General features: G+C 64.6%; 15 protein-coding genes. 14 read left to right on the top strand and 1 reads right to left on the bottom strand.

Annotation, left to right across the window (positions count from 1 at the left end; all coding sequences use genetic code 11):
* Positions 1–7 precede the first annotated feature (7 nt).
* Genes nuoG through ACSQ9E_RS04145 form a run of 10 tightly spaced genes read left to right on the top strand, consistent with a single transcriptional unit; the run spans position 8 to position 10,696 of the window.
* The gene (gene nuoG, locus ACSQ9E_RS04100; protein WP_436216970.1) at positions 8–2,140 is read left to right on the top strand and encodes an NADH-quinone oxidoreductase subunit NuoG; all 2,133 of its coding nucleotides are present in this window, start codon (positions 8–10) and stop codon (positions 2,138–2,140) included.
* Positions 2,137–3,219, top strand: coding sequence for an NADH-quinone oxidoreductase subunit NuoH (gene nuoH, locus ACSQ9E_RS04105; RefSeq protein WP_436216971.1), 1,083 nt, complete (start codon positions 2,137–2,139; stop codon positions 3,217–3,219). The genes nuoG and nuoH overlap by 4 nt, the downstream gene beginning before the upstream one ends.
* A 12-nt stretch (positions 3,220–3,231) precedes the next feature.
* Complete coding sequence (nuoI, locus tag ACSQ9E_RS04110) at positions 3,232–3,744, top strand: NADH-quinone oxidoreductase subunit NuoI (RefSeq protein WP_057202184.1); 513 nt, start codon at positions 3,232–3,234, stop codon at positions 3,742–3,744.
* Between the two features lie 53 nt (positions 3,745–3,797).
* On the top strand, positions 3,798–4,466 hold the full coding sequence (locus tag ACSQ9E_RS04115; protein WP_057267900.1) for an NADH-quinone oxidoreductase subunit J: 669 nt from the start codon (positions 3,798–3,800) through the stop codon (positions 4,464–4,466).
* Complete coding sequence (gene nuoK / locus ACSQ9E_RS04120) at positions 4,463–4,771, top strand: NADH-quinone oxidoreductase subunit NuoK (protein ID WP_005793248.1); 309 nt, start codon at positions 4,463–4,465, stop codon at positions 4,769–4,771. The genes ACSQ9E_RS04115 and nuoK overlap by 4 nt, the downstream gene beginning before the upstream one ends.
* A 31-nt stretch (positions 4,772–4,802) precedes the next feature.
* The gene (gene nuoL / locus ACSQ9E_RS04125) at positions 4,803–6,854 is read left to right on the top strand and encodes an NADH-quinone oxidoreductase subunit L (protein WP_436179345.1); all 2,052 of its coding nucleotides are present in this window, start codon (positions 4,803–4,805) and stop codon (positions 6,852–6,854) included.
* Positions 6,855–6,867: 13 nt separating this feature from the next.
* Positions 6,868–8,343, top strand: a complete 1,476-nt coding sequence (locus ACSQ9E_RS04130) for an NADH-quinone oxidoreductase subunit M (RefSeq protein WP_436216972.1) — start codon at positions 6,868–6,870, stop codon at positions 8,341–8,343.
* A 24-nt stretch (positions 8,344–8,367) separates the two neighbouring features.
* A complete protein-coding gene (gene nuoN, locus ACSQ9E_RS04135) occupies positions 8,368–9,861 on the top strand; it encodes an NADH-quinone oxidoreductase subunit NuoN (RefSeq protein WP_057202188.1) in 1,494 nt (497 codons plus the stop codon).
* 21 nt (positions 9,862–9,882) lie between these two features.
* On the top strand, positions 9,883–10,188 hold the full coding sequence (locus tag ACSQ9E_RS04140) for a DUF2818 family protein (RefSeq protein WP_436216973.1): 306 nt from the start codon (positions 9,883–9,885) through the stop codon (positions 10,186–10,188).
* 43 nt (positions 10,189–10,231) lie between these two features.
* Positions 10,232–10,696, top strand: coding sequence for a DUF1178 family protein (locus ACSQ9E_RS04145; RefSeq protein WP_179681527.1), 465 nt, complete (start codon positions 10,232–10,234; stop codon positions 10,694–10,696).
* Between the two features lie 28 nt (positions 10,697–10,724).
* On the opposite strand, the gene ACSQ9E_RS04150 is transcribed toward ACSQ9E_RS04145, so the two are convergent.
* Positions 10,725–12,539, bottom strand: coding sequence for an ABC transporter transmembrane domain-containing protein (locus ACSQ9E_RS04150; protein WP_436216974.1), 1,815 nt, complete (start codon positions 12,537–12,539; stop codon positions 10,725–10,727).
* A 384-nt stretch (positions 12,540–12,923) separates the two neighbouring features.
* Here ACSQ9E_RS04150 and ACSQ9E_RS04155 point away from each other — a divergent pair, with 384 nt between their 5' ends.
* The 4 genes from ACSQ9E_RS04155 (at position 12,924) to ACSQ9E_RS04170 (ending at position 16,602) form a co-directional block, all read left to right on the top strand.
* On the top strand, positions 12,924–13,694 hold the full coding sequence (locus ACSQ9E_RS04155; protein ID WP_057202192.1) for an ABC transporter ATP-binding protein: 771 nt from the start codon (positions 12,924–12,926) through the stop codon (positions 13,692–13,694).
* Positions 13,694–14,407: an ABC transporter ATP-binding protein gene (locus ACSQ9E_RS04160; protein ID WP_179681525.1), complete on the top strand. Its 714-nt coding sequence runs from the start codon at positions 13,694–13,696 to the stop codon at positions 14,405–14,407. Before ACSQ9E_RS04155 ends, ACSQ9E_RS04160 begins: the two co-directional genes overlap by 1 nt.
* Positions 14,408–14,470: 63 nt before the next feature.
* Complete coding sequence (locus tag ACSQ9E_RS04165; RefSeq protein ID WP_057202194.1) at positions 14,471–15,667, top strand: ABC transporter substrate-binding protein; 1,197 nt, start codon at positions 14,471–14,473, stop codon at positions 15,665–15,667.
* A 50-nt stretch (positions 15,668–15,717) separates the two neighbouring features.
* Positions 15,718–16,602 carry a branched-chain amino acid ABC transporter permease gene (locus ACSQ9E_RS04170; RefSeq protein WP_057202195.1) on the top strand — a complete coding sequence of 295 codons (885 nt, stop codon included), beginning with the start codon at positions 15,718–15,720 and terminating at the stop codon, positions 16,600–16,602.
* Positions 16,603–16,605: the final 3 nt, after the last annotated feature.

Here is a 16,605-nt window from a genome sequence, read left to right on the forward strand (position 1 = left end):
AACGCATATGGTTGAAATCGAACTCGACGGGCAGAAGGTAGAAGTCGCCGAAGGCTGCATGGTGATGCATGCAGCCGAAAAGGCCGGCACCTACATTCCCCATTTCTGTTACCACAAGAAGCTGTCCATTGCCGCCAACTGCCGCATGTGCCTGGTGGACGTGGAAAAGGCGCCCAAGCCCATGCCCGCCTGCGCCACGCCGGTGACGCAGGGCATGATCGTGCGCACCAAGAGCGACAAGGCCATCAAGGCCCAGCAGTCGGTCATGGAATTCCTGCTCATCAACCACCCGCTGGACTGCCCCATCTGCGACCAGGGCGGTGAGTGCCAGCTGCAGGATCTGGCCGTGGGCTATGGCGGTTCCTCCTCGCGCTACGAGGAAGAAAAGCGCGTGGTCTTCCAGAAGGACGTGGGCCCGCTGATCTCCATGCAGGAGATGAGCCGCTGCATCCACTGCACCCGCTGCGTGCGCTTCGGCCAGGAAGTGGCCGGCGTGATGGAGCTCGGGATGATCCACCGCGGTGAGCACTCCGAGATCACCACCGTGGTGGGCGATACGATCGACTCCGAGCTGTCGGGCAACATGATCGACATCTGCCCCGTGGGCGCGCTGACCAGCAAGCCGTTCCGCTACAGCGCCCGCACCTGGGAACTGTCGCGCCGCCGCTCCGTCAGTCCGCACGACTCCACCGGTGCCAACCTCATCGTTCAGGTCAAGAACCACAAGGTCATGCGCGTGGTGCCGTTCGAGAACGAAGCCGTCAACGAATGCTGGATCGCCGACCGCGACCGCTTCTCGTACGAATCGCTCAACAGCGACGAACGCCTGACAGAGCCCATGCTCAAGCAGGGCGGTGTCTGGAAGACGGTCGACTGGCAGACCGCGCTCGAGTACGTGGCCAATGGCCTGAAGAACATCAAGGCCGACCACGGTGCCAACAGCATCGGCGCCCTGGTCAGCCCGCACAGCACGCTCGAAGAGCTGTACCTGGCCTCCGCCCTGGTGCGCGGCCTGGGCAGCGACAGCATCGACTACCGCCTGCGCAACGCCGAATTCGCGGCGCCCGAAGGCATCCGCTGGCTCGGCACCTCCATCGCCTCGCTGTCCACGCTGCAACGCGTACTGGTGGTGGGCTCCAACCTGCGCAAGGACCATCCGCTGTTCGCCCTGCGCGTGCGCCATGCCGTGCGCCACGGCGCCCAACTGAGCGTGGTCGACTCCTCCGTCGGCGACTGGGCCATGCCCATCAAGCACCAACTTCTGCAGAACGCCAGCCAGTGGGTGCAGGCCCTCGGCTCCATCGCCTCGGCCGTCGCCCAGGAAAAGAACGTGGCGGCGCCGGCTGGCGCAGCCCAGGCCACCGAGGCCAGCCTGGCCATCGCCCGCTCGCTGCTGGGTGGTGAGCGCAAGGCCGTGCTGCTGGGCAATGCCGCCGCGCACCATGGCCAGGCCGCAGCGCTGCTGGCCCTGGCCAACTGGATCGGCGAGCAGACCGGCGCCACCGTCGGCTACCTCACCGAAGCCGCCAACACCGTGGGTGCCCAGTTCGCTGGCGCCCATCCCGTGGGCAGCGGCCTCAACGCCGGCCAGATGCTGGCGGGCGGCCTCAAGGCCGTGCTGCTGCTCAACACCGAACCGGCTTTCGACGCGGCCAACGGCGCACAAGCCGCCGCAGCCATCGGCCAGGCGCAGATGGTCGTGACGCTGAGTCCTTTCAAGGCCAACATGGACATCAGCGATGTGCTGCTGCCCATCGCGCCGTTCACCGAAACCTCGGGCAGCTTCGTCAACGCCGAAGGGCGCCTGCAGAGCTTCCACGCCGTGGTGCGCCCGTTGGGCGACACGCGCCCCGCCTGGAAGGTGCTGCGCGTGCTGGCCAACGTGCTCGGCGTGCCGGGCTTCGACTTCGAGACCTCGCAGGACGTGCTGGCCCGTGCCACCAACGCCCCTGCAGGCAAGCTGGCCATGCTGCCGGCCGAGCAACTGTCCAATGCCGTGGCCCAGGTGCAAGCGGTTGCGTCCGTGGGTGAACCGGTAGTGGCCTCCATCTACCAACTCGATGGCCTGGTGCGCCGCGCCACGTCGCTGCAATTGACAGCCGATGCCCGCATGGCGGCCGGTGAAGGAGTGGCGGCATGATCGACGCGCTGTACAACGGCGGGCTGAACCTCCTGCCCTTCGCCTGGTGGATGGGCGCGGCCTGGCCCGTGCTCTGGATCCTGCTCAAGATCGTCGTGATCGTCGCGCCCCTGATGGGCGCGGTGGCCTACCTCACGCTGTGGGAGCGCAAGCTGCTGGGCTTCATGCAGGTGCGCCATGGCCCCAACCGCGTAGGCCCCATGGGCCTGCTGCAGCCGCTGGCCGATGGCCTGAAGCTGATGACCAAGGAAATCATCCAGCCTGCGGCCGCCAGCAAGGGCCTGTTCGTGCTGGGCCCGCTCATGGCCATCATGCCGGCCCTGGCTGCATGGGTGGCCATCCCCTTCGGTCCCGATGTGGCGCTGGCCAACGTCAATGCCGGCCTGCTGCTGGTGATGGCGATTACCTCCATCGAAGTCTATGGCGTGATCATCGCCGGCTGGGCATCGAACTCCAAGTACGCCTTCCTGGGCGCGCTGCGCGCCTCGGCACAGATGGTGAGCTATGAAATCGCCATGGGCTTTTGCTTCCTGGTGGTGATCATGGTGTCGGGCAGCATGAACCTGACCGAGATCGTGATGTCCCAGTCCCGCGGCATGGCCGCCAACATGGGGCTGAGTTTCCTGTCCTGGAACTGGCTGCCGCTGCTGCCGATCTTCCTGGTGTACTTGATCTCCGGTGTGGCCGAAACCAACCGCCACCCCTTCGACGTGGTCGAAGGCGAAGCCGAAATCGTGGCCGGTCACATGGTCGAGTACTCGGGCATGGGCTTCGCGGTCTTCTTCCTGGCCGAATACGCCAGCATGTGGCTGGTGTCCATCCTGGCGGCGCTGATGTTCCTGGGCGGCTGGCTGTCGCCCATCGACAGCGTGCTGTTCAACTGGATTCCGGGCTGGATCTGGCTTGGCATCAAGACCTTCGTCGTGGTGTCCATGTTCATCTGGATCCGCGCCACCTTCCCGCGCTTTCGCTATGACCAGATCATGCGCCTGGGCTGGAAGATCTTCATTCCGGTCACCCTGGTGTGGCTGCTCATCGTCGGCGGGTGGTTGCTCTCGCCGTGGAACATCTGGAAATAAGCGGGGACACACATGACTGCTGTTGCTGCTGCTGCACCTTTCTCGTTCAAGGATTTCTTCAAGAGCTTCATGCTCGTGGAGCTGCTCAAGGGCATGGCCCTGACGGGCCGCTATGCGTTTCGCCGCAAGGTGACCGTGCAGTTCCCCGAAGAGAAGACACCCTTGTCGCCGCGCTTTCGCGGCCTGCATGCCCTGCGCCGTTACGACAACGGCGAAGAGCGCTGCATCGCCTGCAAGCTGTGCGAGGCCGTGTGCCCCGCCATGGCCATCACTATCGAGTCCGAAGTGCGGGATGACGGTTCGCGCCGCACCACGCGCTACGACATCGACTTGACCAAGTGCATCTTCTGCGGCTTCTGCGAAGAAAGCTGCCCGGTGGACTCGATCGTCGAGACGCACATCTTCGAATACCACGGCGAAAAGCGTGGCGACCTGTACTTCACCAAGGACATGCTCCTGGCCGTTGGTGACCGGTACGAGGGTGAGATTGCTGCAGCCAAGGCTGCGGACGCCAAGTACCGCTGAGCGGTCGCGATCCCATCCATCCCGTCGCCAGACTTTCTATAAAGACCTGATTCATGGACGCCAAGACTGGTTTCTTCTACCTTTTCTCGGTCGTGCTGCTGTTTGCAGCCTTCCGGGTGATCACCGCGCGCAACCCCGTGCACGCGGTGCTGTACCTCATCCTGGCTTTCTCGCAGGCGGCGGCCGTGTGGCTGCTGCTCAAGGCCGAGTTCCTGGCCATCGCCCTGGTGCTGGTGTACCTGGGCGCGGTGATGGTGCTGTTCCTGTTCGTGGTGATGATGCTGGACATCCACATCGACACCGTGCGCAAGGGCTTCTGGAAGCATTTCCCGCTCGCTGCCTTTGTGGGCGCCTTGATCGCGCTGGAAATGGCCGCTGTGCTGATGGGGGGCTTCCGCGGCATGGAAGAGCCCAAGGCCGCTGCGGTGGTGCTCGATGCCGCCGGCAAGGTGGTGCAGTACTCCAACACCAAGGAACTGGGCAAGCTGCTGTACACCCAGTACCTGTACCCCGTGGAAATCGCGGCCGTGATCCTGTTGGTGGCCATGATTGCCGCCATCGCCCTGACCCTGCGCCAGCGCAAGGACAGCAAGGCCATCAACCCGTCCCAGCAGATCCGCGTGCGCGCCAAGGACCGCCTGGAAGTGGTGAAGGTCACCGCCACGCAAAAACCCGCACCCGAAGTGCCGGCCGAGCCCGCCGCCGAGGAGAAGAAGCCATGACATTGACGCTGGGACATTTTCTTTCGCTGGGCGCCATGCTGTTCGCCCTGGCGGTGATCGGCATCTTCCTGAACCGCAAGAACCTGATCGTGCTGCTGATGGCCATCGAGCTGATGCTGCTGGCGGTCAACATGAACTTCGTGGCGTTCTCGCACTACCTGGGTGACATGCACGGACAGGTGTTCGTGTTCTTCATCCTGACGGTGGCCGCGGCCGAGTCGGCCATCGGCCTGGCCATTCTGGTGCTGCTGTTCCGCAACAAGTCCAGCATCAACGCGGAAGACCTCAACACCCTCAAGGGCTGATGAGCCACCCGTATTCCCAAGGTTCTCAAGAATGAGTCAAACCCTCTCTGCTTCGACGCTCCTGGCCGTGCCCCTGGCACCGCTGGCGGGCGCACTGCTGGCCGGCATCTTCGGCACGACCTTTGGCGGCAACTGGATCGGCCGCCGGCTGAGCCACACCCTGACCATCCTGGGCGTGCTCGTGGCCTTCGTGCTGTCGGCCATGACGCTCAAGAGCGTGGCGGTCGATGGCGCGCGCTTCAACGAGACGCTCTACACCTGGATGGTGGTGGGCGGCCTGAAGATGGAAGTGGGCTTCCTGATCGACAGCCTCACGGCCATGATGATGGTGGTGGTGACCTTCGTGTCGCTGATGGTGCACATCTACACCATCGGCTACATGGAAGAGGACGAGGGCTACAACCGCTTCTTCTCGTACATCTCGCTGTTCACGTTCTCCATGCTCATGCTGGTCATGAGCAACAACCTGCTGCAGCTGTTCTTCGGCTGGGAAGCGGTGGGCCTGGTGTCCTACCTGCTGATCGGCTTCTGGTTCAACAAGCCCACGGCCATCTTCGCCAACATGAAGGCCTTCCTGGTCAACCGCGTGGGCGACTTCGGCTTCATCCTGGGCATCGGCCTGATCGCCGCCTACACCGGCACGCTCAACTACAGCGAGATCTTCGCCAAGTCGGGTGAGCTCGGCGGCCTGGCCTTCCCCGGCACCGACTGGCTGCTGATCACCGTGATCTGCATCTGCCTGTTCATCGGCGCCATGGGCAAGTCGGCCCAGTTCCCGCTGCACGTCTGGCTGCCCGACTCGATGGAAGGCCCGACGCCCATCTCGGCACTGATCCACGCGGCCACCATGGTGACCGCCGGCATCTTCATGGTGTCGCGCATGTCGCCGCTGTTCGAGCTGTCGGACACCGCACTCAACTTCATCCTGGTCATCGGCTCCATCACGGCGCTGTTCATGGGTTTCCTGGGCATCATCCAGAACGACATCAAGCGCGTGGTGGCCTACTCCACGCTGTCGCAGCTCGGTTACATGACCGTGGCCCTGGGCGCATCGGCCTACTCGGTCGCCGTGTTCCACCTGATGACGCACGCCTTCTTCAAGGCGCTGCTGTTCCTCGGTGCCGGTTCGGTCATCATGGGCATGCACCACAACCAGGACATCCGCTGGATGGGCGGCGTGCGCAAGTACATGCCCATCACCTGGATCACCTCGCTGCTGGGTTCGCTGGCGCTGATCGGAACCCCCCTGTTCTCGGGTTTCTACTCCAAGGACAGCATCATCGAGGCCGTGCACGCCAGCAACCTGCCGGCGGCTCACTTCGCCCACTTCGCGGTGCTGGCCGGCGTGTTCGTCACGGCGTTCTATTCGTTCCGCATGTACTTCCTGGTCTTCCATGGCAAGGAGCGTTTCGATCAGAACCCCGACGCACACCACGATGCGCACCACGACGACCATGGTCACGGCCATGGCGAGCACCACGATCCGCACGAGTCCCCCTGGGTGGTGACGGTGCCGCTGGTGCTGCTGGCAATTCCTTCGGTGGTGGTGGGCTTCCTGTTCATCCAGCCCATGCTGTTCGGCGATTTCTTCAAGGACGTGATCTTTGTCGATGCGGCCAAGCACCCCGCCATGGCCGAGCTGGCCGAGATCTTCCACGGCCCCGTGGCCATGGCCCTGCACGGCCTGCAGACGGCGCCGTTCTGGCTGGCCGTTGCCGGTGTGGCCCTGTCGTATTACATGTACATGGTGAACCCGGCGCTGCCGGCGGCCATCAAGCGCATGTGCATGCCGATCTACACGCTGTTCGAGAACAAGTACTACCTCGACTGGTTCAACGAGAACGTCCTGGCGCGCGGTGCGCGTGCCCTGGGTACCGGCCTGTGGAAGGGCGGCGACCAGGCCATCATCGACGGTGCGCTGGTCAATGGCTCGTGGAAGCTGGTGCGCGGCGTCTCCGGCATGGTGCGCTGGGTGCAGACGGGCTTCATCTTCCACTATGCCCTGGTGATGATCCTGGGCGTGTTTGCCCTGATGACGTGGTTCGTCTGGGGCGATTTCTTCATGCAGCTCATCAAGAAATAAGGAAAAGAACAAAATGGGTCTGTTGAGTCTTGCAATCTGGGTGCCGATTGCCTTCGGCGCGCTGCTGCTCGCGGTTGGCCGCGATGAGCATGCCCCCGCCGTGCGCTGGTTGGCCCTGCTCGGGTCGGTGATCGGTTTCGTGGTCACCATTCCTCTGTACCAGGGCTTCAAGCTCGGTACGGCGGCCATGCAGTTCGTCGAAAAAGCCGAGTGGATCGAGCGCTTCAACGTGCACTACCACCTGGGCGTGGACGGCATCTCCTTCTGGTTCGTGCCGCTCACGGCCTTCATCACGGTGATCGTGGTGATCGCCTCGTGGGAGGCCATCACCGAGCGCGTGAACCAGTACATGGGCGCGTTCCTGATCCTCTCGGGCCTGATGATCGGCGTGTTCAGTGCGCTCGACGGCATCCTGTTCTACGTGTTCTTCGAAGCCACGCTGATCCCGATGTACTTGATCATCGGTATCTGGGGTGGCCCGAACAAGATCTACGCGGCGTTCAAGTTCTTCCTGTACACGCTGCTCGGTTCGCTCTTGATGCTGATCGCGCTGATCTTCCTGTACAACCAGTCCGGCGGCAGCTTCGACATCGCCACCTGGCACCAGCTGCCCCTGAGCTCCACGGCCCAGACCCTGCTGTTCTTCGCCTTCTTCGCCGCCTTCGCGGTGAAGGTGCCGATGTTCCCGTTCCACACCTGGCTGCCCGACGTGCACGTGGAAGCGCCTACCGGCGGCTCCGCCGTGCTGGCCGCCATCATGCTCAAGCTCGGTGCCTACGGCTTCCTGCGCTTCTCGATGCCCATCGCCCCCGATGCCGCACGCGAGTGGGCCTGGCTGATGATCACCTTGTCGCTGATCGCCGTGATCTACGTCGGCTTGGTGGCCATGGTCCAGAAGGACATGAAGAAGCTGGTGGCCTACTCGTCCGTGGCGCACATGGGCTTCGTGACCTTGGGCTTCTTCATCTTCAACGACCTGGGTGTTTCCGGCGGCCTGGTGCAGATGATTGCCCACGGCTTCGTCTCGGGCGCCATGTTCCTGTCCATCGGCGTGCTGTACGACCGCGTGCACTCCCGCGAGATCGCGGCCTACGGCGGCGTGGTCAACACCATGCCCAACTTCACGGCCTTCGCGCTGCTTTTCGCCATGGCCAATTGCGGCCTGCCGGGCACTGCCGGTTTCGTGGGCGAATGGATGGTGATCCTGGGTGCGGTCAAGGCCAACTTCTGGATCGGCCTGGCCTCGGCCACGGCGCTGATCTTCGGTGCGGCCTACACCCTGTGGATGTTCAAGCGCGTGTACCTGGGCCCGGTGGCCAATGACCACGTCAAGGAACTCACCGACATCAACAGCCGCGAATTCCTCGTGATGGCGCTGCTGGCGATTGCCGTGCTGGCCATGGGCCTGTACCCGCGTCCCTTCACGGACGTGATGGACACTTCGGTCGCGGAACTGCTCAAGCATGTCGCACTGTCGAAGCTGAACTGACCAGACTGAACTGAGAGATTCGAGATGATTGACAACATCAGCTGGCTTGCGATTTACCCTGAGATTGTTCTCCTGGTCATGGGCTGCGTCATTGCGCTGGTCGACCTGGGTGTGCACAGCCCCCGCCGCACGGCCACCTACGTGCTGACCATGCTCACGCTGGCCCTGGTGGCCGGCCTGCAGGCCATGTACGCCAGCACCGGCAGCACCTTCTACGGCTTTGGCAACATGGTGGTCAGCGACTCCATGGGCAACTGGCTCAAGTGCTTCGCCACCGTGGCGGTGATGGTCACCCTGGTCTATGGCCGCCCCTACGCGGCAGACCGCGACATGATGCGCGGCGGCGAGCTGTTCACGCTGTCGATGTTCGCCCTGCTGGGCATGTTCATCATGATCTCGGGCAACAACTTCCTGATGATCTACCTGGGCCTGGAGCTCTTGACCCTGTCGAGCTACGCCCTGGTGGCCCTGCGCCGCGACAACGCCACTGCGACCGAAGCGGCGATGAAGTATTTCGTGCTTGGCGCGATGGCCAGCGGCTTCCTGCTCTACGGCCTGTCCATGGTCTACGGTGCGACCGGTTCGCTCGACATCGGCCAGGTGTTCAAGGCCGTCAACTCCGGCCAGATCCGCCACCAGGTGCTGGTGTTCGGCCTGGTGTTCGTGGTCGCCGGCCTGGCCTTCAAGCTCGGCGTGGTGCCCTTCCACATGTGGATCCCTGACGTGTACCAGGGTGCGCCCACGGCCGTCACGCTGATGATCGGCGGCGCCCCCAAGCTGGCTGCCTTTGCCATCACCATCCGCCTGCTGGTGGACGGGCTGCTGCCGCTGGCCATCGACTGGCAGCAGATGCTCGCGGTGCTGGCCATCGGCTCGCTGCTGGTGGGCAACCTCGCGGCCATCGCGCAGACCAACCTCAAGCGCATGCTGGCCTACTCGACCATCTCGCAGATGGGCTTCGTGCTGCTGGGCCTGATGTCGGGTGTGGTCAACGGCAACGTGGAAGCTGCCGCCGTCGAGAACGCCTACAGCGCCTCGATGTTCTATGTGGTTAGCTACGTGCTGACCACGCTGGCCGCCTTCGGCGTGATCCTGCTGCTGGCCCGCGAAGGCTTCGAGAGCGAAGAGATTGCCGACTTCGCCGGCCTGAACCAGCGCAGCCCCTTGTACGCCGCCGTGATGGCCGTGTGCCTGTTCTCCATGGCCGGCATTCCGCCCATGGTCGGCTTCTACGCCAAGCTCTCGGTGCTGCAGGCGCTGGTCGCCTCGGGCCAGGCCGCCTACATCGCCATGGCAGTGTTCGCGGTCGTCATGTCGCTGATCGGCGCCTTCTACTACCTGCGCGTCGTCAAGGTCATGTACTTCGATGCCCCGCTGACCGCCACCAGCGTTTCCGCTCCCCTGGACGTGCGCGTGGTGCTCACCATCAACGGTGCCCTGGTGCTGGGGCTCGGCCTGCTGCCCGGTGGCCTGATGGCGCTGTGCGCCGAGGCCGTCGTGCGTGCCCTGGCCACCTGACCGGCCGGCCGGAGCGAACCTGTGTCCCTGACCGGTTCCGTCTGGCTGGTGATCGTGGCGGCCCTCATCGCCGCCAACCTGCCCTTTGCCAACCAGCGCTGGCTGGTGGTGGGGCCGGTGGCGCAGCCCAAGAAGGGCCTGCCCGTGCGCCTCGCAGAACTCGTACTGGCGTATTTTCTGGTGGGTGGCCTGGCGCTGCTGCTGGAGCGCCGGGCCGGGCAGATCGCCCCGCAGGGCTGGGAGTTCTATGCCATCACCGGCACCATGTTCCTCACGCTGGCCTTCCCCGGCTTCGTCTACCGCTACCTGCTGCGCCGCCACGGCTAGGCAGGGGTCGTAGTCCTTTTTTCCCTCACGCGCCTCCTCGACCATGAAAGTGCTCGACCTGCACTGCCACGAGGGCCATGTCTTCGAAGGCTGGTTTGCGTCGGAGGACGATTTCCAGAGCCAGAACCAGCGCGGCCTCGTGCAATGCCCCTGGTGCGGTGATTCGAGCATTTCCAAGCGCCTGAGTGCGCCGCGCCTGAACCTGGGCGCCAAGCCGCCGGCCGTGGCACCGGCCAAGCCGGCTGCGGCCCCTGGCGGCCAGGAGTCCGTGGCCTTGCCCCCAGCCCTGCAGGCCGCCTGGCTGGAGCTGGCGCGCAAGATCGCCGCCAACACCGAGGATGTGGGCAACCGCTTCGCCGACGAGGCCCGCCGCATGCACCACGGCGAGACAGAAGAGCGCGCCATCCGCGGCCAGGCCACGCCCGACGAGGCCGCGCAATTGATCGATGAAGGCATTGCCGTGCTGCCGCTGCCCTTGCCAGCGGCAGCCAAGGAAACCCTGCACTGATAAGGATGGGCTAGGGCCTGCCCCGCGCTCAGGCCGTGAACTGCAGCGCCGCCAGCCGCGCGTAGATGCCATTGACGGCCAGCAGGCCGGCATGCGTGCCTTGCTCCACGATGCGGCCATGCTCCAGCACCACGATGCGGTCTGCGTTCTGCACGGTGGCCAGGCGGTGGGCGATCACGAGCGTGGTGCGCTGGCCGGTGTGGCGCTGCATGGCGGTGTCCAGGGCGGCCTGCACCATGCGCTCGCTTTCTGCGTCCAGCGCGCTGGTGGCCTCGTCGAGCAGCAGCAGCGGCGGGTTCTTGAGCATGGCGCGGGCGATGGCGATGCGCTGGCGCTGCCCGCCCGACAGGCGCACACCGCGTTCCCCCAGGAAGGTGCCGTAGCCCTCGGGCAGCGCCATCAGGAAGTCGTGTGCAAAGGCCGAGCGCGCTGCGGCCATCACTTCCTCGTCGGTGGCATCCGGGCGCCCGTAGCGGATGTTCTCCATCGCCGATGACGAGAAGATCACCGCATCCTGCGGCACCACGCCCACATGCGATCGCAGCTCGGTCAGCGACATGGAGCGGATGTCTGTACCGTTCAGCCGTATGGCGCCCCGTGGCTCGCGGCCATCCGCCGCATCCACGTCATAAAAGCGCTGCAGCAACTGGAACACCGTGGTCTTGCCCGCACCGCTGGCGCCCACCAGGGCCACCGTCTCGCCCGCAGCCAACTGCAGATTGAAGTCGTGCAGCGCCGGCTGGTCCGGGCGCGAGGGGTAATGAAAGTCCACCTGGTCGAAGTCCACCGCCAGGCCTCTGCCGGTACCGGGCAGGGCCACGGGCGCGGCAGGCTCGGCCACGGGGGAGCGGCTGCCCAGCAGCTCCATCAGCCGCTCGGTGGCGCCCGCTGCGCGCAGCAGGTCGCCATAGACTTCGCCCAGCACGGCCACGGAGCCCGCCAGCAGGACCACGTAAACGACGGTTTGCCCCAGGTGCCCGGCCGTCATCTGGCCGGCCAGCACCGCCTGTGTGCCCTGGTACAGACCCCACAGCAGCAGGGCGGCGTTGGCGATGATGATGAAGGCCACCAGCACCGCGCGCGCCAGCGTGCGCCGCACGGCCACATGGAAGGCGTTTTCGTTGGCCTGCGTGAAGCGCTGCGCCTCGCGTGGCTCGGCCGTGTAGCTCTGCACCACGGGGATGGCGTTGAGTACTTCGGCTGCGATGGCGCTCGAATCGGCCACGCGGTCCTGGCTGTCGCGCGAGAGGCGCCGCACGCGCCGCCCGATCCACATGGTGGGCACCACCACCAGCACGATGGCCAGCAGCACCCACGACATCACGTACGGGTTGGTCCACACCAGCATGGCCAGCGCGCCGATGCCCATCACCGCGTTGCGCAGCCCCATCGACAGGGAAGAGCCCACCACCGTCTGCACCAGCGTGGTGTCCGCCGTCAGTCGCGACAGCACCTCGCCGGTCTGCGTGGTCTCGAAGAACTGCGGGCTTTGCTGCAGCACATGCCCGTACACCGCATTGCGCAGGTCGGCTGTCACACGCTCGCCCAGCCAACTGACCATGTAGAAGCGCCCGGCCGAGAAGACGCCGAGCGCAATCGCCACGGCGAACAGGGCTTCGAAGTGGTTGCGCAGCGCCATGGTCTGTTCGCCCTTGTCGGCGTTGACCAGGCCGCCATCGACCAGCGTGCGCAGCGCGATAGGAAACGCCAGCGTGGCCAGTGCCGCCAGCACCAGAAAGACGCCCGAGAGGGCGATGCGCCCGCTGTACGGACGCAGGAACGGCAGCAGGCCGCTCAGGGAGCGCGGTGCACCGCGGGCAGGGGAGGTGGGGGAAGATGCCATGCGCGCAGTGTAGGGGGCCGGGCGATTGCGTGCGCTGATGGGGCCGTTGCCAACCTGTACGGGTGGATACAGGTCCCGACGGGCCCACGACCCCCACCAGTCAGTAAAAAGTCAGCACTCCAGCGGCCATGCCGCAGTGGCGGCCAGCGGCGCGGAAACCGTATTGGCGAGCCATGTTCCAGAGGCGGCATTCGGGTATACGCGCATGCCCTGGGCGCACCGCGCGCCGCCTCGCACTGTCACCTAGGCGTTTATACATAGGCATTAGTCCCAGTATCTGCGCAGGGGCTCACCCGCATACGATGCGTTGCAACAAATAAGCATGCATGGAGACCTTGTTGCAAGGCTCTTCCACCCTGCACACAACGGAGCAGCCAAGGCGCAATGAGCGACGTCATCCTCGAAACCACCAGCCTGACCAAAGAGTTCAAGGGCTTCACCGCAGTCAGCGATGTGAACCTGGCCGTGCGCCGGGGTTCCATCCATGCGCTGATCGGCCCCAATGGCGCAGGCAAGACCACGTGCTTCAACCTGCTGACCAAGTTCCTGGAACCCACGTCGGGCGTCATCCGCTTCAACGGCCATGACATCACGCGCGAGCAGCCCGCGCAGATCGCGCGGCGCGGCGTCATCCGCTCGTTCCAGATCTCGGCCGTGTTCCCGCACCTCACGCTGATGGAGAACGTGCGCCTGGGCCTGCAGCGCAAGCTTGGCACCTCGTTCCACTTCTGGCGCAGCGAGCGCAGCCTGCACCAGCTCGACGACCGGGCCATGCAACTGCTGACCGAGGTCGGCCTGGCCGACATCGCCGACGAAGTCACCGTGAACCTGCCCTATGGCCGAAAGCGCGCGCTGGAGATCGCCACCACGCTGGCCATGGAGCCCGAACTGATGCTGCTGGACGAGCCCACCCAGGGCATGGGCCACGAAGACGTGGACCGCGTCACCCAGCTCATCAAGAAGGTCTCGGCCGGCCGCACCATCCTCATGGTGGAGCACAACATGAAAGTCGTCTCCACCATCGCCGACCGCATCACGGTGCTGCAGCGCGGCGCCGTGCTGGCCGAAGGGCCGTACGCCGAAGTCTCCAGCAACCCCCAGGTGATGGAAGCCTACATGGGCACCACCGACGGCCAACTGCAGGGAGCCCACTGATGGCCGGCACCCCCGCACTCGAAATCAAGGGCCTCGAAGCCTGGTACGGCGAATCGCATGTGCTGCATGGCGTGGACATCGTCGTGCAGCCCGGCGAAGTCGTCACCCTGCTGGGCCGCAACGGCGCGGGCCGTACCACCACCATGCGGGCCATCATGGGCCTGACCGGCGCGCGCAAGGGCTCCGTCAAGATCCACGGGGTGGAAACCGTGAACATGGCCACGCACCGCATTGCCCACCTGGGCGTGGGCTACTGCCCCGAAGAGCGAGGCATCTTCTCCAGCCTCTCGTGCGAGGAGAACCTGCTCTTGCCCCCGCAGCTCAAGACCGGCACGCCCGGCATGTCGGTGCAGGAGATCTACGCCATGTTCCCCAACCTGGCAGAACGCAAGAACAGCCAGGGCACGCGCCTGTCCGGCGGTGAGCAGCAGATGCTGGCCGTGGCCCGCATCCTGCGCACCGGCGCCAAGCTGCTGCTGCTCGACGAGATTTCCGAAGGCCTGGCGCCTGTGATCGTGCAGGCCCTGGCCCGCATGATCACCATGCTGCGCGAGAAGGGCTACACGGTGGTCATGGTGGAGCAGAACTTCCGCTTTGCCGCGCCGCTGGCCGACCGTTTCTACGTCATGGAGCATGGCCGCATCGTCGAGAAATTCGGTGCTGCCGAACTCGAAGCCAAGATGCCGGTGCTCACCGAGCTGCTGGGCGTTTGACCCGACAGCAGCAGCACCCGCTCCGATCCTCTTCACCACCACCCACCCACAGGAGACAAAACCATGAAGAACCAACTCAAAGTGCTGGCCTTGATGCTCGGCGCAGCAGGTCTTGCAACGTCGGCCGCACACGCGCAGGACAAGGTCAAGATCGGTTTCATCACCGACATGTCCAGCCTGTACGCGGACGTGGAAGGCAAGAACGGCGCGCTGGCCATCCAGATGGCCATCGACGACTTCGGCGGCAAGGTGCTGGGCATGCCCATCGAGCTGATGAGCGCTGACCACCAGAACAAGGCCGACATCGCCGCCTCCAAGGCGCGCGAGTGGATCGACACCCAGGGCCTGACGATGATCTTCGGCGGCACCAACTCCGGCACCGCCCTGGCCACGGCCAAGGTGGCGTCCGAGAAGAAGCGCGTGTATATCAACAACGGCGCGGCCAGTTCGGCACTGACCAACGAGCAGTGCTCGCCCTACACCGTGCACTATGCCTATGACACCGTGGCGCTGGCCAAGGGCACGGGCTCGGCCATCGTCGATACCGGCGGCAAGAGCTGGTACTTTCTGACCGCCGACTATGCCTTCGGCCACGCGCTCGAAGCCGACACCACCACCGTGGTCAAGGCCAAGGGCGGCAACGTGGTGGGCGCCGTGCGCCACCCGCTCAACGCGTCGGATTTCTCATCCTTCCTGCTTCAGGCGCAGAACTCCAAGGCCCAGATCCTGGGCCTGGCCAACGCAGGTGGCGACACCATCAACGCCATCAAGGCCGCCAAGGAGTTCGGCATCGGCAAGACCATGAAGCTGGCCGGCCTGCTGATCTTCATCAGCGACGTGCACAGCCTGGGCCTGCGCAACACCGAAGGCCTGCAGTTCACCACCAGCTGGTACTGGGACCTGAACGACGAGACGCGCAAGTTCTCGGCCCGCTTCTTCGAGAAGACCAAGCGCATGCCGACCGAAATCCAGGCCGCCGACTACTCGGCCACGATGAACTACCTCAAGGCCGTGGAAGCCGCCAAGAGCATCGATGCCGACAAGGTCATGACCACCTGGCGCGGCATGAAGATGAACGACTTCTTCGGCTCGGGACAGCTGCGTGCCGATGGCCGCTACGTCCACGACATGTACCTGATGGAAGTCAAGAAGCCTTCGGAATCCACCAAGCCATGGGACTACTACAAGCTCGTGAAGAAGCTGCCTGGCGACACGGTGTTCACCACCAAGGCCGAGAGCAAGTGCCCGCTCTGGAAATAAGCCACCGCCCACTGACCTGATCCACTTCGCACCTCCTGCCGCCTTTGCCCATGGAAATCTTTGGTGTCTCATTGCCAGGCCTGTTGAGCCAGCTCCTTCTGGGGCTGGTCAACGGATCCTTTTATGCAATCCTCAGCCTGGGGCTGGCCGTGATCTTCGGCCTGCTCAACGTCATCAACTTTGCGCATGGAGCGCTGTTCATGACCGGGGCACTGATCACCTGGATGGCCATGAACTACCTGGGCCTCGGCTACTGGTGGATGCTGTTGCTGGCGCCACTGGTGGTGGGGGTGTTCGGGGTGGTGATCGAGCGGCTCTTGCTGCGCTGGATCTACAAGCTCGACCACCTGTACGGGCTGCTGCTCACACTGGGCCTCACGCTGCTGATCGAGGGCGTGTTCCGCTCCATCTACGGCGTGTCGGGCCTGGGCTATGACACGCCCGAGCTGCTCGAAGGCGCGACCAACCTCGGCTTCATGATCCTGCCCAACTACCGGGCCTGGGTGGTGGTGGCCTCGGTGGTGGTGTGCCTGGCCACTTGGTACGTGATCGAGAAGACCAAACTGGGCGCCTACCTGCGCGCCGGCACCGAGAACCCGCGCCTGGTGGAGGCCTTCGGCATCAACGTGCCGGTGATGGTGACCCTGACCTATGCCTTCGGCGCAGCCCTCGCCGCTTTCGCCGGCGTGCTCGCCGCGCCGGTCTACCAGGTCACTCCGCTGATGGGGCAGAACCTCATCATCGTGGTCTTCGCCGTGGTGGTGATCGGTGGCATGGGCTCCATCATGGGCTCCATCCTCACCGGCCTGGGCTTGGGCGTCATCGAAGGCTTCACCAAGGTGTTCTACCCCGAGGCTTCTTCCACCGTGGTGTTCGTCATCATGGTCATCGTTCTCCTCATCCGCCCCGCCGGCCTGTTCGGCAAAGAAAAATAAGCA

Source organism: Acidovorax sp. LjRoot118 (genome assembly GCF_964253575.1).
In the GTDB taxonomy this organism is placed as follows: Bacteria; Pseudomonadota; Gammaproteobacteria; order Burkholderiales; family Burkholderiaceae_C; genus Acidovorax.

What these genes read in the sequence shown, in the direction of transcription:
- nuoK (WP_005793248.1), top strand. Translation starts at nt 4,463, where the DNA reads ATGACATTGACGCTGGGACATTTTCTTTCGCTGGGCGCCATGCTGTTC.
- nuoG (WP_436216970.1), top strand. Translation starts at nt 8, where the DNA reads ATGGTTGAAATCGAACTCGACGGGCAGAAGGTAGAAGTCGCCGAAGGC.
- ACSQ9E_RS04115 (WP_057267900.1), top strand. Translation starts at nt 3,798, where the DNA reads ATGGACGCCAAGACTGGTTTCTTCTACCTTTTCTCGGTCGTGCTGCTG.
- nuoI (WP_057202184.1), top strand. Translation starts at nt 3,232, where the DNA reads ATGACTGCTGTTGCTGCTGCTGCACCTTTCTCGTTCAAGGATTTCTTC.
- nuoL (WP_436179345.1), top strand. Translation starts at nt 4,803, where the DNA reads ATGAGTCAAACCCTCTCTGCTTCGACGCTCCTGGCCGTGCCCCTGGCA.
- ACSQ9E_RS04160 (WP_179681525.1), top strand. Translation starts at nt 13,694, where the DNA reads ATGGCCGGCACCCCCGCACTCGAAATCAAGGGCCTCGAAGCCTGGTAC.
- ACSQ9E_RS04155 (WP_057202192.1), top strand. Translation starts at nt 12,924, where the DNA reads ATGAGCGACGTCATCCTCGAAACCACCAGCCTGACCAAAGAGTTCAAG.
- nuoN (WP_057202188.1), top strand. Translation starts at nt 8,368, where the DNA reads ATGATTGACAACATCAGCTGGCTTGCGATTTACCCTGAGATTGTTCTC.
- ACSQ9E_RS04165 (WP_057202194.1), top strand. Translation starts at nt 14,471, where the DNA reads ATGAAGAACCAACTCAAAGTGCTGGCCTTGATGCTCGGCGCAGCAGGT.
- ACSQ9E_RS04170 (WP_057202195.1), top strand. Translation starts at nt 15,718, where the DNA reads ATGGAAATCTTTGGTGTCTCATTGCCAGGCCTGTTGAGCCAGCTCCTT.
- ACSQ9E_RS04130 (WP_436216972.1), top strand. Translation starts at nt 6,868, where the DNA reads ATGGGTCTGTTGAGTCTTGCAATCTGGGTGCCGATTGCCTTCGGCGCG.
- ACSQ9E_RS04150 (WP_436216974.1), bottom strand. Translation starts at nt 12,539, where the DNA reads ATGGCATCTTCCCCCACCTCCCCTGCCCGCGGTGCACCGCGCTCCCTG.
- ACSQ9E_RS04145 (WP_179681527.1), top strand. Translation starts at nt 10,232, where the DNA reads ATGAAAGTGCTCGACCTGCACTGCCACGAGGGCCATGTCTTCGAAGGC.
- nuoH (WP_436216971.1), top strand. Translation starts at nt 2,137, where the DNA reads ATGATCGACGCGCTGTACAACGGCGGGCTGAACCTCCTGCCCTTCGCC.